Source organism: Sulfuriferula thiophila, from assembly GCF_003864975.1.
In the GTDB taxonomy this organism is placed as follows: Bacteria; Pseudomonadota; Gammaproteobacteria; order Burkholderiales; family Sulfuriferulaceae; genus Sulfuriferula; species Sulfuriferula thiophila.
In genome coordinates, this window is sequence record NZ_BHGL01000007.1 from 350,149 (window position 1) to 369,371 (window position 19,223).

Below are 19,223 nucleotides of genomic sequence, written 5' to 3' on the forward strand. Positions count from 1 at the left end.
TGGCAAGCAATTTTTTTCATCAATGCCCGCCATGGCGCGACTTACTGTCAGCTTTAGGGTGATCTTCCGGATTGCAGATACGGTGATAACGCAACAGGGTCTTCTGCGCGCGGCCGAGCACGCTGTTATTGGTGTAGATACCGCTCTCATCCTGCTCACCTGCAGGATAACCGGTCAACAATTCCAGCCCGTCGAGCACATGATCAATGACATGAATATGGAATTGGCTGTCAGCGACGGCATCAATCACTTCCTGACTCAACATCAGATGCGGCCGGTTACGTGCCGGCAAAATGACGCCCTGGCTGCCATCCAGCCCAACCTCGCGACAGACACGAAAGAACCCTTCTATCTTTTCGTTAAGGCCGCCGATGGGCAACACTTCGCCGAACTGGTTAAGCGCGCCGGTCACCGCAATACCCTGATGTATTGGCAAGTCGGACAGACTGGATAGCAGCGCATACAGCTCGGCGCAGGATGCTGAATCACCTTCCACACCGCTGTACTCCTGCTCGAACACCAGCGCACCATCCACCGACAGCGGGCCCAGATGGGCAAACAGGCTGGCAAAATAGCTCTGCAGTATGAATACGCCCTTATCGTGTATCGGGCCGGACATTTCCACTTCGCGTTCGATATTGATGACGCCATCCTTGCCGGGGAAAGTGCGGGCGGAAACAACAACAGGCAAACCGAAGCGATGGTCGCCCAGATCGATCTGAGTCAGACCATTGATATGGCCGACACGCTCACCCTGTACGGTGATCAGCAATTCGCCTTCGGCTATCGATTCATGCAAACGCTGATCGGGATAATCATGACGCCAGGTTTTGGCCGCCAGCGCCCTTTCCACATCTTCGCGCTGCACAATCTCGCCCTGTGCCAATGCAGCACTTTCTGTCACCAGTTGCTCCAGATACGCGAACACCGCATAGAGCCGCAACTGGTCATCCGCCTCGCGGTGCATTTCTTCCAGCAAGCGTGCTACGGCCGCAGCAGAAAAGTGCGGCAAACCCAGGCGCTGGCAAACATGCGCGATGAAGATAGCGCTGTCGCGATGGGTCGATGCCCCGGCCTTGAAGCTTTCGGCAAAATCAACCTTGATGCGAAAATAACGGCCGAATTCGGGATCGGCTTCCTGCAGTTCGTAATAATGCTCACGGGTACCGATGAGAATAAGCTTGACCGCCACGTCCACGGCTTCCGGCTCCAGCGACACCGCCGGATTAGGTGAATACAGCGTGCCCGGCTCCTCTATCTGCAAGCGCCCGCTGCGCAGGAAGCGGCGCAATTTTTCCCACACCAGCGGATCACCAAACAGATCGCGCAGATGCAGCAACAAAAATCCGCCATGTGCCCGCAACAGACTGCCGGCACGAATGCGGGAAAAGTCGGTCATCAGCACATCGTTTTCAACCTGATACTCGATGTTGCCGAACAGGGAACGGAACAGTGGATTATCTTCCACCAGCGCCGGCGCACCGCTGAGGCCACTGTTATCTACCACCAGATTGACACGGTATGCCAGCATCACTTCAACCAGCTCGGCTTGCACCGCCACATCTTCCGAGCCAAACAAATCCAGTTGCTCCAGCACGTCCTGCGCCAGCGCATCGAGATAACGCCCCAACTTGCCGGCATCCATGATCTGCTGCTTCATCGCCACGCGAATCTGTTGCAACTCATGCTCCAGCAAAGGCTTGACCAGATGACGCTTGAACTGGCTCAGCGCATCTTTGCCGGCACGTTCCTTAGGCCGCATTTTATCCAGAAAGCGGGCAATCTCCACCCGCAGTGCCTGTTCATCACGATCGATCTCGACTTTACGTTCAGCGGACAGCGCCAGCATCTCCGTCTCGGTTACCGGATGCCCATCCGCATTAAGCAAGGTGAAGATCATGCGCTCATCCTCGCGATGCAGGGTGAAATGCCGCGCCGCAGCAAACGCAGACAGCTCCGCATAGGCCACGCCCTCTTCCTCTTTATAGGCTTTTTGCAAGCGCTCACTTTCAGCTTTGAATTCGGGACCACTGAGACGTCGCGGAATCTCTGCCAGCAACAGCTTCACCAGTTCCGCCATCCTGTCACGCAATACCCGGCCCTGCCCGGCAGGCAGACGCAATGCCAGCGGTTTTTCCGGCACATCGAAATGATGCAGATAGCACAAATCAGGAGGTGGCGGACGTTTCGCCGCGGCAGCGCGCATGGCCACTTCCAGCAGGGAAGAACGGCCACTGCCGACCTCGCCGAGCACAAACAGATTGTAGCCGGGCTGATCCAGTGACAGGCCGAAGTGCGCGGCTTTTTCAGCGCGTTCCTGGCCTATCCACGGCAAAGCTTCGGACACCAGTTCAATTGTATTGGCAAAACCCAGTTGTGCTGGATCAAGTGTCAGGCGGAGCTGTGGCGGTAGCAGTTTGGCAAGCGGCATGGACAACTCAGTATAAGGAGAGATAATGGTTATTTTCCCACGACTGGCCGAAAAATACAGATTAATGACAACATTGTGGATACGGCGGAAATTTTCAGCTCACTATTCTTAAACTTGTTCATTCTGGAATTACTTAATCGGAAAAAATGTCGGATAATAGTCATACAGAGACCTTTGCACGATGTAGCGAGCGCAGTTCAGATGAGGCGGAAATCAGCGAAAAAGCGGAGTGTACAACTAGTACATGAGCATTTTGAGCTAATTTTCAACGAAATATGAACAAGCGCAGTAATCGTGCAAAGGTCTCATACAGACATTCCGGCAATCTTATATAGATCAACGCAACCATGGACAAGGTAATGTACAGCAAAACCAGTAAGGGACTGAATGCCATCACCAAAGGCATTGTTAAATTTCCTTACAGTGCCGCAAGCGTACTCGCGCAGATTGGCGACAGATCGGATATCGTGCAAATCCATCTGAAGTGCACCGCACTCAGTAACGCAGAACTGAAACGCGCGCTTGATTGGCTGCTCCGTGAAGACTACATTCAAACCGTCGTTGAAAACCTGCAGGCCGTTGAAGATTTGCCGGAAGCACATAAACCCGGCGATACGGGCGTGGAATTACTGGACCCGATAAAAGGTTTACAGGAATGGGCCAAAGCCCAGCGCATGGCAAAGGCGCTCGTAAACAACGGATTTTGCTCATCAGGCAATATCCAGCGCACCAAACCGGAAAATGCAACCATACTGCTTATTGAAGATGATCCACGACTCGCCATGCTGGAAGAAGCCATACTCGAACGCGAGGGATATCTGGTAAGTCATGTGGAGTCAGGCGAACTGGCACTGGAAAAGCTGCAGGGCGGCTACATGCCGGATGCAATCATTCTGGATATTATATTACCCGGCATGGATGGCATAAAAACCTTGCAGGCCATACGCTCCAATGCCAGAACGGCTCATCTGCCGGTGATCATGGTAACGTCCAAAGTCAGTGACGAGGATGTGATGGAAGGTCTGATCAACGGTGCAGACGGCTATATATTCAAGCCCTTCCAGCCGAAAAAGCTGGCTAGCCATCTGCTGGAAGTACTGGGCTGGTGATCTTGTCACGCATTTAAATTCCAGGCTTGATTACAACGAACTCGTCTCTACTATTTATCAACAGGGGCCGCGCGCACCTGGTTGCGCCCGCCGCGTTTCGCCGCATAAAGCGCTTCATCTGCAGCAACGAGCAACGCCGAACCATTGCTGTCAGGATATTGCATTGAGCAGGCTATTCCCGCCGAGATAGTGCACGTAAAATCAATACCTTCATGACTGAAACGCAAACCTGCAAAACGCTGGCGTATATCTTCCATAAGCAGATAACCGGCCTCGATGTCACAATCCGGCAGCACCGCCACAAACTCTTCACCGCCGTAGCGCCCCGTGCTGTCTGACTGGCGCAGGCGCTGACGCAGCAACATCGCAACGGATGAAATAACCAGATCCCCCACGGCATGGCCATAGGTATCATTTACCGATTTGAAAACATCGATATCCAGCATTGCTACTGTGACCGGCTTACCGACCCGCCGGGCGCGAATCACCTCGACATCTGCGGCATCTTTAATACTGGCATGCTTGAGTAGCCCAGTCAGACTATCGCGGCTGATCTGCGTCGCCAACTGACGGGCTCGCTCGGTTCGGCTACGCACAGCGGCGATGAGCTGCGCATCCAGAATCGGTTTTAACAAAAAATCATCGGCACCGCGATCCATGGCCTTAATCTGTAAATTGAGGTCAGTCTCAGCGGAAAGATATACGATAGGCAGACTGCTCCAATTATCATACTGACGAATCACCCCCGCCAGGTCATGGCCAGAGTAGCCGGGCATGTTCAAATCCATCAGCACCAGTTCTGGCCGGAATGCCGATATCTTTTCGATGATAGCTCCGGGTTGATGCAAAACATCGACCTCCATGCCTGCGCCAAGTAAAACCAGACGATAATGTTCCGCCAGATCCACATCATCATCGACGATCAATACCCGTTGCGGTGGTGCCTGGCGCTGCTCAAATACCTGCTCCATGCGATTAACCAGGCGCGGCACATCCAGCGGCTTGAGGAAGTAACTGGCCGCACCCAGCTGAGCAGCACGCACTCGCGACTCAAAATCATCATGCGAAGTTATAAATATTAACGGACAACTTAATGCCCGCAGGTTTAGGCGCTGAGCAAACACTTCTGTGGAATTCTCACCTTCCTGCTGAAAGATAACGTCCATAATCAGCATATCCGGAGATTCATTCTGCGCAACCGCTTCGGCATCACTGATCCTCGCGAACAGACGTACCTCATAATTGAATGCTGTCAGTTGGCGCATCAATTCATTGCCGAGCACGACATCGTCTTCGACCAGCCACACCCGAACGCGCTGTCTGGTTGTCAGTACTGTTTTTTCAACTGGTTTAGGAATAGGCGAAGTCCGGACATCGGATAAAGATTCAGCCAGGGCCGCGATGTCGCTCACAAGATGTAACCGGGTTTGTACATCAACTGCATCGAGCGTACCAGCAAGAAAATTTTTGACTTGCTGCTCCAGCGAGCGTGCGCCCGAACTCAACGCAGCCAATCCGAATGTGCCACCCGATCCTGCCAGTTTATGCAAACGATGGTGCAGTTCATTCAACTGGGCACGGTCTTCCTCGCTCCCCGCCAGACCACCAGCCAGCGTATTCAACGCCAGCAGCTCTGCTGGTAGCCGTGACAAATAATCATCACGCAGTCGGTTCAACTGTGCGGCTATGGCAGCCGCTCTGGATTTATCCTCGGTCATCTTCAAGTAGGCTCTATGATCATTATTAAGAATACTACTGGGCATCAGATGGTTTCATCTTAGCTCAAATCAAGCGCAGCAAACGTTAACAATTATTAAATTGCCCCCCGTACGCATTGGATTTAATAAACCCGGCAATACCGGATGAGTGCAACAGCGCGACCTATATCCACTTCTTGAATTTGAAGAACAGATACATGCCTACCCCAACCAGCACCATCAACACCATCGTGGCTTGCAGACCATAAGGCCAGTCCAGCTCGGGGAAGTTGCGGAAATTCATGCCGAACACACCGACGATAAAGGTAAGCGGCAGAAAGATACTGGAAAACAGCGTCAGCACTTTCATGATCTCGTTGGTGCGGTTGCTGATACTGGACAGATACACGTCCTGCATGCTCGACAGCATATCGCGGTAGGTATCAATGCTGTCGGCGACACGGATCACATGATCGTGCAGATCGCGCAGAAACAATTCCGTGCTTTCATGAATCAGCGGTGATTCGGCTCGCTGCATGGAGGCCACCACATCGCGTAGCGGCCACACGGATTTACGCAGAAAAATCAGTTCCTGACGCAGCTTGTGAATACTGCGCAAAGTATCGGGTTTGGGATTTTTAGCCAGCATGATTTCCAGCGCTTCTATTTTTTCCCCGATTTTTTCCAGCACATCGAAATAGCGGTCCACTACCGAATCCATCAGTGCGTATGCGGTGTAATCCGAGCCGGATTTGCGAATACGGCTGGCGTTTTTACGAATGCGTTCCCGTAAAGCATCGAACATGTCGCCGGGCCGTTCCTGAAACGAAATGATGTAGTTTTCTCCCAGCACCAGACTCAACTGCTCAATGACGATCTCATTTTTAGCAGCATCGAAATCCAGCATTTTGAGTACCAGGAAAATGTAATCACCATAATCCTCATATTTGGGACGTTGATCCGTATGCAGGATGTCTTCCAGCATCAACGGATGAAAACCGAGCGCATTACCGAATGCTTCCAGCACACCACTGACTTGTACATCGTCGACATTGATCCAGGTGACGGTGTGCGCCTGAGTGAAGGGTACGCATTCTGCAATATCATGGACGACATTCTCCACGACATGCTGCTCGTCAAAATCAAACAAGGTTATTCGGGCATCCTGCGTTGTCGGTCTATCGGTCGCATAGACTAATGTGCCAGGCGGCATACCGGATTTATGTGCGCGTTTTTTTGGTCGCATAGGAAATAATGACGAAGTCAGGATGACCTATCCTAACATGGACTTGCGCCAGACGGCACTGGACGCAAGTCGTTGAGCACAGACTGTTTAGTCTTTATAAGCCTCGATCGGCACATTGATTTTGATATCATCGCCGATAGCCGGCAGGTAGGTCATCATGCCGTAATCCGAACGCTTGAATGTCGCACTGACATCGCCCGCGCACAGCGATTTTTTGTTCATAGGATTAACGCCGCAATGAAATCCGGTCACTGTAACGCGTAGCGGTTTGGTTACGCCCAGCAATGTGAAATCGCCATCGGCAGCCACTACTTTGTCGCCCTCGAAAATCAGCTTGGTGGATTTATAGGTCATGGTCGGGAATTTTTCCGGATGGAAGAATCCGTCAGAAACATGCTCGTTCCATAACGGGAAGCCCATATCCAGTGACTTGGTATTGATGGTCAGAGCCACGCTGCCAGTTTTAGCGGCAAAATCCAGTGTTACTTTGCCGCTGGTTTCATCAAACCGGCCACGCTGTGTGCTGAAACCCAGATGACTTACCTCAAAAATCGGGAAGGCATGATGCGGATCGATGGTATAGCTGTCAGTTGCAGCATAGGCGCTACTGACCATTACGGCTGATAAAGATAAAGCGATCAAACTGTGTTTCATGTTCTTGCTCCTTAACAATTTAACAACAAAAATTACAGCGCTTGCTACTTCCCTGCACTCAGGGTGAAATGAAAACGTACCTGCACCTCGTCGGCAACCACGGAAGGGTCTGCCCACGCACCTTCACCGATACCGTATGCCGCACGCGAAATCGGAATAGCGCCATCCAGCACCAGAGTGAATCCAGCCGGGGTCGCAGTGAACGGCACGACCACCTCACGACTCTTGCCCTTGATGCTCAGTTTACCGATGGCCTGATATCGATTACCGCCTAATGGCTTCAGGCTGCTGGACACAAAAGTTGCTAGCGGATATTCCTTGGCGTTAAACCAGGCTTTACCTTTGACTTCATCATTGGCCTCGCCACTGCCGGCATCGATACTGGCCAGCATCACATCAATCCGGGCCTGGCCGGATTCCGGTTTGACCGGATCAAAACTAATCTGGCTGCTGAATTTACTAAATCCGCCGTTGACCGCGACGCCCATCTGCCTGGACACAAACGTCACGTTGCTCTTATTGGCAATCGGGGTACTGAATGTCGCCGCCGAGGCCTGACTGGCAACCAGCGCGAACAGCAATATGGGTAACCATTTCATTTGCGTTCTCCTAACCAGGGAGCCATGCGCGTTAACGTGCTGTCACGGTGGATGAAGTGGTGTTGCAGCGCAGCACCGATATGCACAACCACCATTGCCAGCAAACCATAATTGAGTAATTCATGAACTTCTTTCAACTGCTGACCGACCGCCTTGTTCGCTGCAATCAAATCAGGCAATGGCAGCACACCGAACAGCACCACCTGAAAACCCAGCGCCGAACTCATCAGCCAGCCAGTTAGTGGCACAGCCAGCATCAGGCCATACAAACCCAGATGCACACCCTGCGCTGCCAGTTGTTGCCAGCGCGGCATACCCGCGACCATGGCAGGAGGGCGGTGGGTCACACGCCATAACAAACGCAGCACCACCAGCATCAACACCACTATACCTATCCACTTATGATAGGCATACAACTGCAATTTGAACGGCGACAGGGATAAATCGCTCATGTACAGCCCAAGCGGAAAAGTCATCACGATCATGGCTGCTATCAGCCAGTGCAACACGATGGCCGTATGTGTATAACGTGTACTCATTTCTTCTCCTTATTCTGTTTAAATACTCCACCCAGACGATGCAACATCTGCTGCATCTGCTTGATTTCATCAAGCTCCAGTGTTGAGAATGCCTCACTCAGATACTGTAAATGACGAGGAAACACATCCGCAAACAACACCTCGCCCTGCTCGGTCAGCGCCACAATCTGACTGCGACCATCATCAGGATCGGCTATGCGCCGCACCAGATTTTTTTCCGCCATCCTGTCCACCACCCCGGTCAGTGTACCCTTAGTGATCAGGGTTTTACTGCCTAACTCACGGAAGCTCAGACCCGCGGTATTGCCCAAGGTTGCAATAATGTCGAACTGGCACGTGGTCAAGCCAAAGCTGCGTATGTGCTGACCTGAATACGCCTCAAACGCCTGATAGCTACTGGCTAATTCGCGGATCAACGGTAAAAACGGATAACTGGGCATGACATGAGCTTCTTATTTAGTTCGCATTAGTACCAATATAGTACTAACAAGAACTAAATACAAGTCTTAATTTCAATAAATTTTGCTTGCCCCATTATTAATACTTGAACAGCCCAGCACAATTGGCATCCAGCCACAGTCGATGCTAACATCACATCAAGTAACCGTAGCTCGGCTCCGGCACATAACACCTGCACACACCATCTCTTGCAGTTTACGAACGCCATCTCTATGAGCAATAACATGCCGCAATACCAGCTTCGCACCGTAGACATCATTGTTTATCCCGGCTTTAAAGCGCTGGAAGCCATCGGCCCGCTGAAGGTGTTCGACTATGCCAACAACTGTCTGCAGCAGCGCAACCTGAGCGGGGGCTACGCCGTCACCATTGCGGCTACCCGTATCGGCATGGTGCCATCCGACACGCTGATGGCATTGCAGGCAACCAAGGCAATCAGCCTGCACGATTTGCCTGATCTTGCGCTGATCGTCGGTTCACCTGATATCGAGCAGGCATTGCGAGACTCCCCCGAAATCACCGCCTGGGTGCTGCAGGCGGCGCCCCGAATACAGCGCCTGGCGGCCTTATGTACCGGCAGTTTTTTTCTGGCTGAAGGGGGTGCGCTCAACGGCAAGCGCGCTACCACGCACTGGAGTTTTGCTGAGCGCCTGCGTAAACACTACCCCAAGGTGCAAGTGGATGCAGACGCCATTTTTATTCATGAAGGCAACATCTGGACCTCTGCCGGTGTCACTGCCGGTATGGATTTGGCGCTGGCGCTGGTGGAAGAAGATTTTGGCCGCGAGATCGCACTGGAAGTGGCGCGGGATCTGGTGATTTACCTGAAACGTCCGGGCGGCCAGTCTCAGTTCAGCGTCCATCTTGCCAGCCAAATGACCACCCACCCCACTATCCGCGAATTGCAGAACTGGATCATGTCGCACCTCGCCGATGATCTCAGCATTCCCAAACTCGCTGCCCGACTGGCGATGAGCGAACGCAATTTTGCCAGAGTGTTTCATCGCGAAACGGGGGAAAGTCCGGCGGATTTTATCGAAGATGCGCGCTTTGAAGCTGCCCGCCGCCTGCTGGAAGAAAATACCTCGCCGTTGAAAGTTATCGCAGTGCAAACCGGATTTGGCACCGAAGAAAAAATGCGGCGGGTATTTCAGAAAAAGATAGGAGTAACGCCCAAGGTTTACCGTGAGCGTTTCTCCACTACTGCTTAAGCTGCCGAGCGTGAAATTGAAGATGCGCTTCAATGAAGGTAGAAATGAAGTAATAGCTGTGATCGTAACCTGCGTGCCTGCGCAGCTCTAACGGCTGATCCGCTTGCTGACAAGCCGCCTCGAACGCTTCCGGAAACAGCTGATCGGTCAGGAATTTGTCACTTAGTCCCTGATCAATCAGTATGCCACTCGGGAATGGTGTTTTGCTACGTGCCATCAGCGCACTTGCGTCATATTGCTGCCAATTTGCCTGGTCGCTGCCCAGATAAGCTGTAAATGCCTTCACCCCCCATGGACACTGACTTGGTGCGCATACTGGCGCAAACGCCGAAACCGATTTAAAGCGTTCCGGATTACGCAATGCCATCACCAGCGCTCCATGCCCACCCATAGAGTGCCCGGCAATGCCAATACTGTCAGCCTGCACCGGAAATTCGCGAGCTACCAGCTCATACAATTCCAGTATGTAACTGTACATGCGGTAATGCTGGCTCCACGGTGCCGTTGTCGCATCGACATAGAACCCGGCACCTACACCGAGATCCCAGTTATCGGTCTCGCCCGGCACATTGGCGCCGCGCGGACTGGTGTCCGGCGCAATCAGCATCATGCCCAGCTGAGCGGCAACACGCTGCGCACCCGCCTTGGTCATGAAGGTTTCTTCATTGCAAGTCAGCCCTGCCAGATAAAACAAGGCAGGTACTTTGCCTTGCTCTACTTGCGGCGGCAAAAATACCGAAAAACGCATGGGTAAGCCGATAGCTGCAGAATGGTGGCGATAGAAACGTTGCACGCCGCCATGACACGCATGTTCGCTGATCAGTTCAAGCATGGCAGTACCCACTTAATACAACACAACGGAACGTATCGATTCGCCGCTCTTCATCAGATCGAAACCTTCGTTGATACGCTCCAGCGGCAGGGTATGCGTGATCAGGTCATCGATGTTCAGTTTGCCGTCCATGTACCAGTCAACAATTTTCGGCACATCGGTCCGACCGCGGGCGCCACCGAAAGCGGAGCCTTTCCATTCGCGGCCGGTAACCAGCTGGAATGGACGGGTGCTGATTTCTTCACCCGCGGCGGCGACGCCGATAATGAACGATTGACCCCAGCCCTTGTGACAGCATTCCAGCGCCTGACGCATGGTAGTGATATTGCCGATGCACTCAAACGAGTAATCAGCACCGCCATCGGTCAACTGCACGATATGATCGACAACATTGGCGATTTCATTCGGGTTAACAAAATCAGTCATACCGAACTTGCGCGCCATTTCGATGCGGCGCGGATTGATATCCACGCCGATGATCTTGTTGGCACCGACCATCTTGGCCGCCTGAATCACGTTGAGCCCGATACCACCCAGCCCGAACACCACCACATTGGCACCGGCTTCCACTTTGGCGGAGAACACCACCGCACCGACACCGGTAGTAACGCCGCAACCAATGTAGCAAGCCTTGTCGAATGGCGCATCTTTACGGATTTTCGCCAACGCGATTTCCGGTACCACGATGTAATTGGAGAAGGTCGAGGTGCCCATGTAATGGAAAATCGGCTTGCCGTCGAGAGAGAAGCGCGAAGTACCATCCGGCATCAGACCGCGGCCCTGGGTGGAGCGTATGGCCTGGCACAGATTGGTTTTGCGCGACAGGCAGAATTTGCACTCGCGACATTCCGGTGTATACAACGGAATCACGTGATCATCTTTTTTCAGCGACTTCACGCCCGGACCAACCTCCAGCACAATGCCTGCGCCTTCGTGACCGAGTATGGCAGGAAACAGACCTTCCGGATCCGCGCCGGACAGGGTGTAATAATCAGTATGGCAGATACCGGTAGCCTTGATTTCCACCAGCACTTCGCCAGCTTTCGGGCCCTCCAGATCAACTTCTTCTATTGTCAGCGGCGCACCGGCTTTCCATGCAATTGCGGCTTTTGTTTTCATCAGTTAACTCCGGTAAATTCAAAAAATGTATTCTACTATCCAAGAAAGTAGATAAATGAACAGCACATGAATATTGGCTGAATATGCCGCAATTTCGTCCGCATTTGCTTCAGAGCGTCGCCTGCTGCCTGCCTAAGTGTATCAATGCGCCCCGGCCGATTCAGCCGCTTTAGGTGCCGCTTTAATAGGCCGTGCCAGCCAGATCAAGCCAATCAGTACAATGAACAATATCGCCGAGATCCACGCCAGATCATCCGCCGCCATGGTTGACGCCTGCTGCTGGATCATACCGTTAATCCTGGCTAACGCCTGTTGTTCGCTCATACCGGTATCGGTCAGCGTTTTGATCGCGGCCTGGGTCGCCGGACTTGCGTAATTGATATGTTCCGCCAGCACCGCATGATGCGCGGCTGTCCGGTTACCCCAGACACTGGTAAAAATCGAAGCACCAAAACCACCCGCCATGATCCGCGCAAAATTCGACAAACCCGATGCAGCCGGAATTTTATCCGGCGTCAGCCCGGAAAAAATCAACGTCACCAGTGGCACAAAGAACGTAGCCATGGCGATGCCCTGTATCAGCGACGGTATCATGATGGTGGCGAGATCAGTCTGTACCGTAAATTGCGAGCGCATCCACACTACCAGCGCAAACACCACAAATGCCAGCGTCGCAAACCAGCGCGGATCGTACTTGCCGATATTTTTCCCCACTAGCGGCGACAGCATGATTGCCAGCAGGCCTACCGGCGCCAGCACCGCACCTGCCAGCGTGGCGGTATAACCCATATCCTGTTGCAACCACAGCGGCAGCATCACTACGTTGCCGAAAAACACGCCGTAAGCGATTGCCAGCGCCAGCGTTCCCGACCAGAAATTGCGGCGGCGGAACAGGCTTAAATCCACCACCGGATGCGCATCGGTCAACTCCCACACCAGAAAGAAACAGAAACTCACCGCTGACACGATGGCCAGCGCGATGATCTGGCTGGAATTGAACCAGTCCAGCTCGTTGCCCTTATCCAGCAGGATTTGCAGCGCGCCTACCCAGACAATGAGCAAACCCAGTCCGACGTAGTCTATCGGCACTTTACGCCGCGGCGTTTCCCGATGCCGGTACAGCGCCCAGGTCACGCCTGCCGCCAATAGCCCGATAGGAATATTGATATAGAAAATCCATGGCCAGGAAATATTGTCGGTAATCCAGCCACCCAGCAGTGGTCCGGCCACGGGTGCGACCAGCGTGGTCATCGACCAGATGGTCAGCGCCACCCCGGTTTTCTCTTTAGGATAACTGGACAGCAACAATGACTGCGACAGCGGGATCATCGGCCCGGCCACTGCACCCTGGATAACGCGAAATACAATCAGCATGCCAAGGCTGGTCGACATGCCGCACAGCCACGACGCCAGTACAAACAACAGTATACTGCTGACGAACAGCCGCACCGCACCAAAACGCTGGGTGAGGAATCCGGTCAGCGGTACCGCAATCGCATTCGCTACGGCAAACGAGGTAATGACCCAGGTGCCCTGACTGCTACTCACCCCCAGATCACCGGATAAAGCTTGAATTGACACGTTGGCAATCGACACATCCAGCACGTTCATGAACGTTGCCAAGGCCAGTGCCATGCTGGCCAGCACCAGCATGAAACCATGCAACGGCGGCGGAGGTGCGGGAGGTGACGATGCTGGTACGGAGGTCGCCATATCGTCTATCAGTGTTTAACTGCCGGGGCTAGGTGCTCACCCAGATTGCTGGTAATGATTTTGTCCACCAGCGCATCTGCAGCATGAGCAGCACCGCTATAGACTTTGGTTTGCGCCAGTTCGCGTGGTGATGCCGCATCTGCCAGTACCGCACCACCCTGCTCGGACAGATCCACCGTCGCTTCCATGGACATGCCCACTCTTAATGGATGCGCCGCAATTTCTTTGGCATCCAGGCTGATGCGCACCGGAATGCGCTGCACCACTTTAATCCAGTTGCCGGTGGCATTCTGCGCTGGCAGCAACGCAAATGCCGCACCTGTACCTGAGCCTATGCCCATCACTTTGCCGTGATATTCCACCTTGTCGCCATACACATCAGCCGTCAATGCGACTGGCTGCCCGATACGAATCCGGCGCAACTGCGCTTCCTTGTAGTTAGCATCCACCCAGATCTGCTGCAGCGGAATGACCGTCATCAACGGCGCACCAATAGCCACACGCTGTCCAAGCTGCACACTGCGTTTGCCGACATAACCATCTACCGGCGCCAGCACTGCACTGCGCTGCATATCCAGATATACCTGCGCCACTTTAACAGCAGCGGCCTGTACTTTTGGATGGTTACGCACCGAGGTACCACTGGTCAGCGCCTGATTGGACACTAGCTGCTGCTGTGCCGCGGTCAGCGCCGCTGCGAATGCGGCGACATTACTGCGTGCGGCCTCCACTGCGGTTTGCGCATGCTGCACCTCCTCCTGCGACACAGCACCGCTAGCAACCAGATGCTGCCTGCGAGCATAATCAGCCTGCGCTTTGGCCAGATCGGCGCGCGCCTGCTCCAGCTCGGCCTGATGCTGCGCAATAGTTGCGGTCAGGCCATTATTTGCCGCATACAGGGTACGCACTTCACGCACGGTTTGCGCCAGCTGTGCTTCCGCCTCCTGCAACGCCACCTGCGAGTTGGTGCTGTCCAGCGTCACCAGCACGTCACCGGCACGCACAAAATCAGTTTCATTTGCCGCAATTGCCACGACGGTACCCGCCACCTGCGGTGTGATCTGCACGATATTTGCGGTTACGTAGGCATCATCGCTGTATTCAAAATGCCGACTGTGCAGATACCATTGAATAAAGTAGATGAGCCCTGCTGCCACAAATACCAGCGCCAGTATCAGCATCCATTTCCTGCGGGCTGGCGCATTGCCTGCCGGGGGTGTTGCACCTGACTTTACTGCTGTCTGCTCACTCATTTCGCTACCTTCGCTATCGGTTCAATTGCGGTATTGTTTGATAACTGCATACCCGGTTCCGGTGCAACATAGCCACCGCCCAGCGCTTGCATTAGCCCTACATCAACATCCCAGGCACGCGCTTGCAGATCCAGCAAGGCGCTGTGTTGCTGCATCAGCGCATTACCCGCTACCAGCACATTTAGATAATTACTCAGCCCGCCCTGATACCGTGCCTGAGTCAGTTCATAAGCGCTATTAAGTTGGGTCACGGCGTTCATTTGTTGCTGCAATTGCGCCTGTAGCATGTGCCATGAGGATAATTTATCCGCTACCTCGCGCATGGCATTCAGCACCGTCGCGTTGTAGTTTTCTATCGCCGCATCCGCCTGCGCACTGCGTCCCTGCAACTGCGCGCGCAAATGCCCTGCATCAAAAATTGGCAGGCTGATTGCAGGCCCTGCCCCCAGCGCCCGGCTATCTGCACGCAGCCATTGCGACAGGCCGATAGACTCAAAACCAATAAATGCGGTCAGGTTGATATTGGGATAAAAGGCCGCCCTGGTTTCGCGCACACTTTGCAGCTCACTCTCTACCCGCCAGCGCGCTGCCACTACATCAGCGCGATGACCGAGCAATTCGGCAGGAATCTGCGCGGGCACGTTCATCTGCATATCAGGAGGAAAATGTGCCGACACCGTATCGGTCGCACCAGGCTCCGCCCCGATCAACACCGCCAGTGCATGTCTGGCAATGGCAATCTGTTCATCCAGCATAGCCAGGTCGCGACGGATTTGCGGCGCTTCCGCCTGTGTCTGGCGCTGTGCCAGTGCTGTATCCAGCCCCGCCGCGACACGCTGATTAATTAATTGGGCGGTGTGCTCGCTATTCTGCAGCAATTGACGTTTGATACCCTGCTGAGATTGCAACCGTGCCAGACTGAAATACTGCTGTGCCACATTCGCTGCCAGCGTCACCTGAGCCGCCTGGCTCTCTGCCTGCGCCGCACGTGCCTGACCCAGTGCCGCAGCCAGTGCAGCATGCTGCTTGCCGAACCAGTCGAGCTGCCACTGCGCCGATACCAGCGCGGAATTCATCGACACCGTGCTGCCGCCCAATGGCGGCGGATAAATACTGTTTGCGCTCAAGCGTTCGCGCGTCGACTGCGCCGTCGCATTTACCTGCGGGTAACGCGTGCTGTCCGCGTTAGCAACAGCTGCCTGAGCTTCACGCAAGCGGCTTTGTGCTACTTGCAGATTTGGGTTATGCGCGATGGCCTGCGCGATCAATGCATTCAATTGCGCATCGCCAAACGCCTGCCACCATTGTTGCTGCGGAAATACCGTTTGCACTGCATCTGTCTGGCTACTATGCAAAGATTGCGGTGTCAGTAATGACGCTTGCGGTGCAATCCCGGAGAAATCTGCACAACCCGCCATCGTTAATAACGACACACTAGCAAACACCAATTTGAATTTGCTATTTAACTTACTCATGCTGCACTTTCGGACGCATTACCGTTCTCGGTAAAACGCCGCAGCATGTTTTTGAACAACTCGAATTCGGCCTCGCTGAAACCCTGTAAATGCTGGTTCAGCACCTTCACCAGACGTTCCGGAATCTGTTGAGTGACATCCTGCCCGGCTTCACTCAGCGCCACATTCACCACGCGCCGATCAGACACACTGCGCACCCTGCACACCAGCCCCTTGGCTTCGAGCCTATCCAGCATGCGCGTCATCGCCCCGCTATCACTGTAGTTTGCACGTGCGCATGTAGCCACGGTATCGCAACAACCGTTGGCGATCAGCAACAACGGACCCCACTGCATGCCAGTGAGATCCAGCGGCTGCATCGCGGCATCAATATTTTTCAGCAGCGCCTGCGCAGCACCGCGCATCAGGTAACCCACCGATTCCCCGGGGGTATAGTTTTCCACACTATAAAAATCATGCCGCTTATCAGTCATGGTATCCGTTGCATCTCGAATAAGTTGTTGTGAACATATTAATGCCTAGGCAGTAATTGTCAAGGCACTATTTATTACGCTATGTTACCAAACATAAAAACGCATAAGCTGATGGCGATATTAGCCCTCGGCCATTACCATGCCGTGACTAAAATAGCATTCGAAGAAAATTAGATGGTTATGCTAAATGATGCAACCGAGCGGTGCATCAGGTTGAATTGCTAACGAGTAAGCTTATTTTTCCAGGTTACTGCATGAAGTTCGCGACGCTGCGCTGCATTGCCTAGAAACTGCTGCCGCAACGCATCACTCGCTTCACTCCACTGCGTAATTTCACCAATAGAGCGGAAGCAGCCCAGGCAAACATCGTCTTCATTCAGACAGCAGTCACGCACACAAGGTGATGCGACGCGGGTGGAAGGTGGTTGCGGGTGTTTGTTCATATACCCGCCGCCAATTACAGCCCCAGGTCCTGCCACATTGCATCGACGCGTTGTTTCACAGCATCGCTCATGACAATAGGGGTACCCCATTCGCGTGTGGTTTCACCCGGCCATTTATTGGTTGCGTCCATACCCATCTTGCCGCCCAGACCGGATACCGGACTGGCGAAATCGAGGTAATCAATCGGGGTGTTTTCCACTAGCAAGGTGTCGCGCACCGGGTCCATGCGCGTGGTGATCGCCCAGATCACTTCTTTCCAGTCGCGAATATTAATGTCCTCATCCACCACTACGATGAATTTGGTGTACATGAACTGGCGCAAAAAGCTCCAGATGCCGAACATCACCCGTTTGGCGTGACCAGGATAGGATTTCTTGATGCTGACCACCGCCAGCCGGTACGAGCAGCCTTCCGGCGGCAGGTAGAAATCAACAATTTCGGTGAACTGTTTTTGCAGCAGCGGCACGAACACTTCGTTCAGCGCTACGCCGAGTACAGCCGGCTCATCAGGCGGCTTGCCGGTATAGGTGCTGTGATATATCGGATCGCGACGCATGGTGATGCGTTCAATAGTGAACACCGGAAAACTGTCGACTTCGTTGTAGTAACCGGTATGGTCGCCAAACGGGCCTTCCGGCGCCATTTCACCCGGGTGAATCACACCTTCCAGCACGATCTCGGCACTGGCCGGTACTTGCAGATCACTGCCCAGGCACTTTACTACCTCGGTCTTGGCACCGCGCAACAGCCCGGCAAACTGGTATTCGGACAGCGAATCCGGTACCGGTGTCACTGCGCCCAGTATCGTTGCGGGATCTGCACCCAGCGCCACCGCTACCGGATAAGGCTTACCCGGATTCTGCTGCTGGAATTCACGGAAATCCAGCGCGCCGCCGCGATGTGCCAGCCAGCGCATGATGACTTTGTTCGGAGCAATAACCTGCTGGCGGTAAATGCCCAGATTCTGACGCTTTTTATGCGGCCCGCGGGTAATTACCAGACCCCAGGTAATCAGTGGCCCGGCATCACCCGGCCAGCAAGTCTGGATAGGCAGACGTGAGAGATCGACATCTTTGCCTTCCCACACGATATCCTGACAAGCCGCATGACTGACTTCTTTCGGCGCCATATTCAGCACCTGCTTGAATATCGGCAGCTTGTCCCATGCGTCTTTCAAGCCTTTAGGCGGTTCCGGTTCTTTCAGAAAAGCCAGCAGTTTGCCCACTTCGCGCAGCGCTTCGACGTTATCCTCGCCCATGCCCAGCGCCACACGGCGCGGCGTACCGAACAGGTTCGCCAATACCGGCATGTTGTGACCGACCGGATTTTCAAACAGCAATGCAGGGCCTTCGGCTTTGAGCACCCGGTCGCAGATTTCCGTCATTTCCAGTACCGGATCAACCGGGGTTTTAATGCGTTTTAGTTCGCCGATTTTTTCCAGTTGCGCAATGAAATCGCGGAGGTCGTTATACTTCAATCTGTTTTCCTTATTTTTGTCAGCATTGCCGTGGTCGACGTGGTGTGCAGAAACGGAATGGAATACACCTGCCCACCCCAGCCCAACACCTCATCGCTACCGACCATCGCGCTTACCGCCCAATCGCCGCCTTTGACCAGCACATCAGGATGCACCAGGCGGATCAAATTGAAAGGCGTGTCTTCTTCGAATGCCACCACCATATCCACAGCAGCCAATCCCGCCAGCACCGCCATGCGATTTGCCAACGAATTAATCGGCCTGTCTTTGCCCTTGCCCTGACGTCGCACCGACGCATCGGAATTCACCCCGACCACCAGCGCTGCGCCCAACGCCCGTGCCTGCGCCAGATAAGTCACATGACCGCGATGCAATATATCGAAACAGCCATTGGTAAACACCAGCGGTCGCGCCAACACTGCCAGCTGTTGCGCCAGGCTGGCGGGCGTGGCGATCTTGGCTTCAAAATCGGGAAAAGGATATTCAGACATC

Annotated in this window: 18 protein-coding genes; 2 read left to right on the forward strand and 16 right to left on the reverse strand. The window is 53.8% G+C overall.

Annotation, left to right across the window (positions count from 1 at the left end):
- Positions 1-19: 19 nt before the first annotated feature.
- Positions 20-2,431, reverse strand: coding sequence for a Lon protease family protein (locus EJE49_RS06445; protein WP_124949580.1), 2,412 nt, complete (start codon positions 2,429-2,431; stop codon positions 20-22).
- A gap of 359 nt (positions 2,432-2,790) precedes the next feature.
- Between EJE49_RS06445 and EJE49_RS06450 the strand changes: the two genes are divergently transcribed.
- The gene (locus EJE49_RS06450) at positions 2,791-3,540 is read left to right on the forward strand and encodes a response regulator (RefSeq protein WP_189941737.1); all 750 of its coding nucleotides are present in this window, start codon (positions 2,791-2,793) and stop codon (positions 3,538-3,540) included.
- Between the two features lie 50 nt (positions 3,541-3,590).
- Here the strand turns inward: EJE49_RS06450 and EJE49_RS06455 are convergent, their stop codons facing one another.
- From EJE49_RS06455 to EJE49_RS06480, 6 genes are all read right to left on the reverse strand, one after another.
- Positions 3,591-5,258, reverse strand: a complete 1,668-nt coding sequence (locus EJE49_RS06455; RefSeq protein ID WP_124949790.1) for a diguanylate cyclase — start codon at positions 5,256-5,258, stop codon at positions 3,591-3,593.
- 163 nt (positions 5,259-5,421) lie between these two features.
- On the reverse strand, positions 5,422-6,483 hold the full coding sequence (corA, locus tag EJE49_RS06460; protein WP_124949582.1) for a magnesium/cobalt transporter CorA: 1,062 nt from the start codon (positions 6,481-6,483) through the stop codon (positions 5,422-5,424).
- 87 nt (positions 6,484-6,570) lie between these two features.
- Positions 6,571-7,137 carry a YceI family protein gene (locus EJE49_RS06465; RefSeq protein WP_124949583.1) on the reverse strand — a complete coding sequence of 189 codons (567 nt, stop codon included), beginning with the start codon at positions 7,135-7,137 and terminating at the stop codon, positions 6,571-6,573.
- 44 nt (positions 7,138-7,181) lie between these two features.
- Positions 7,182-7,736: a YceI family protein gene (locus EJE49_RS06470; RefSeq protein WP_124949584.1), complete on the reverse strand. Its 555-nt coding sequence runs from the start codon at positions 7,734-7,736 to the stop codon at positions 7,182-7,184.
- The gene (locus EJE49_RS06475) at positions 7,733-8,275 is read right to left on the reverse strand and encodes a cytochrome b (RefSeq protein ID WP_124949585.1); all 543 of its coding nucleotides are present in this window, start codon (positions 8,273-8,275) and stop codon (positions 7,733-7,735) included. Before EJE49_RS06475 ends, EJE49_RS06470 begins: the two co-directional genes overlap by 4 nt.
- Positions 8,272-8,715 carry a MarR family winged helix-turn-helix transcriptional regulator gene (locus EJE49_RS06480; RefSeq protein WP_124949586.1) on the reverse strand — a complete coding sequence of 148 codons (444 nt, stop codon included), beginning with the start codon at positions 8,713-8,715 and terminating at the stop codon, positions 8,272-8,274. Before EJE49_RS06480 ends, EJE49_RS06475 begins: the two co-directional genes overlap by 4 nt.
- 231 nt (positions 8,716-8,946) lie before the next feature.
- Between EJE49_RS06480 and EJE49_RS06485 the strand changes: the two genes are divergently transcribed.
- Positions 8,947-9,945 (forward strand): GlxA family transcriptional regulator, encoded by a 999-nt coding sequence (locus tag EJE49_RS06485; protein ID WP_124949587.1) that lies wholly within the window; start codon positions 8,947-8,949, stop codon positions 9,943-9,945.
- Here EJE49_RS06485 and fghA read toward each other — a convergent pair.
- The 9 genes from fghA to rfaE2 all read right to left on the reverse strand — a co-directional run bounded on the left by fghA (position 9,935) and on the right by rfaE2 (position 19,222).
- Positions 9,935-10,777 (reverse strand): S-formylglutathione hydrolase, encoded by an 843-nt coding sequence (gene fghA, locus EJE49_RS06490; protein WP_124949588.1) that lies wholly within the window; start codon positions 10,775-10,777, stop codon positions 9,935-9,937. The genes EJE49_RS06485 and fghA overlap by 11 nt on opposite strands.
- Before the next feature lie 12 nt (positions 10,778-10,789).
- Positions 10,790-11,896, reverse strand: a complete 1,107-nt coding sequence (locus EJE49_RS06495) for an S-(hydroxymethyl)glutathione dehydrogenase/class III alcohol dehydrogenase (RefSeq protein WP_124949589.1) — start codon at positions 11,894-11,896, stop codon at positions 10,790-10,792.
- A 141-nt stretch (positions 11,897-12,037) separates the two neighbouring features.
- Positions 12,038-13,609 (reverse strand): DHA2 family efflux MFS transporter permease subunit, encoded by a 1,572-nt coding sequence (locus EJE49_RS06500; RefSeq protein WP_124949590.1) that lies wholly within the window; start codon positions 13,607-13,609, stop codon positions 12,038-12,040.
- 8 nt (positions 13,610-13,617) lie between these two features.
- Positions 13,618-14,862, reverse strand: a complete 1,245-nt coding sequence (locus tag EJE49_RS06505) for an HlyD family secretion protein (protein ID WP_124949591.1) — start codon at positions 14,860-14,862, stop codon at positions 13,618-13,620.
- On the reverse strand, positions 14,859-16,337 hold the full coding sequence (locus EJE49_RS06510) for an efflux transporter outer membrane subunit (protein WP_124949592.1): 1,479 nt from the start codon (positions 16,335-16,337) through the stop codon (positions 14,859-14,861). The genes EJE49_RS06505 and EJE49_RS06510 overlap by 4 nt, the downstream gene beginning before the upstream one ends.
- Positions 16,334-16,810, reverse strand: a complete 477-nt coding sequence (locus EJE49_RS06515) for a MarR family winged helix-turn-helix transcriptional regulator (protein WP_124949593.1) — start codon at positions 16,808-16,810, stop codon at positions 16,334-16,336. Before EJE49_RS06515 ends, EJE49_RS06510 begins: the two co-directional genes overlap by 4 nt.
- Before the next feature lie 221 nt (positions 16,811-17,031).
- Positions 17,032-17,253, reverse strand: a complete 222-nt coding sequence (locus EJE49_RS06520; RefSeq protein WP_124949594.1) for a DUF1289 domain-containing protein — start codon at positions 17,251-17,253, stop codon at positions 17,032-17,034.
- A 14-nt stretch (positions 17,254-17,267) separates the two neighbouring features.
- Positions 17,268-18,731 (reverse strand): 4-hydroxy-3-polyprenylbenzoate decarboxylase, encoded by a 1,464-nt coding sequence (ubiD, locus tag EJE49_RS06525; RefSeq protein ID WP_124949595.1) that lies wholly within the window; start codon positions 18,729-18,731, stop codon positions 17,268-17,270.
- On the reverse strand, positions 18,728-19,222 hold the full coding sequence (gene rfaE2, locus EJE49_RS06530) for a D-glycero-beta-D-manno-heptose 1-phosphate adenylyltransferase (RefSeq protein WP_124949596.1): 495 nt from the start codon (positions 19,220-19,222) through the stop codon (positions 18,728-18,730). Before rfaE2 ends, ubiD begins: the two co-directional genes overlap by 4 nt.
- Position 19,223: the final 1 nt, after the last annotated feature.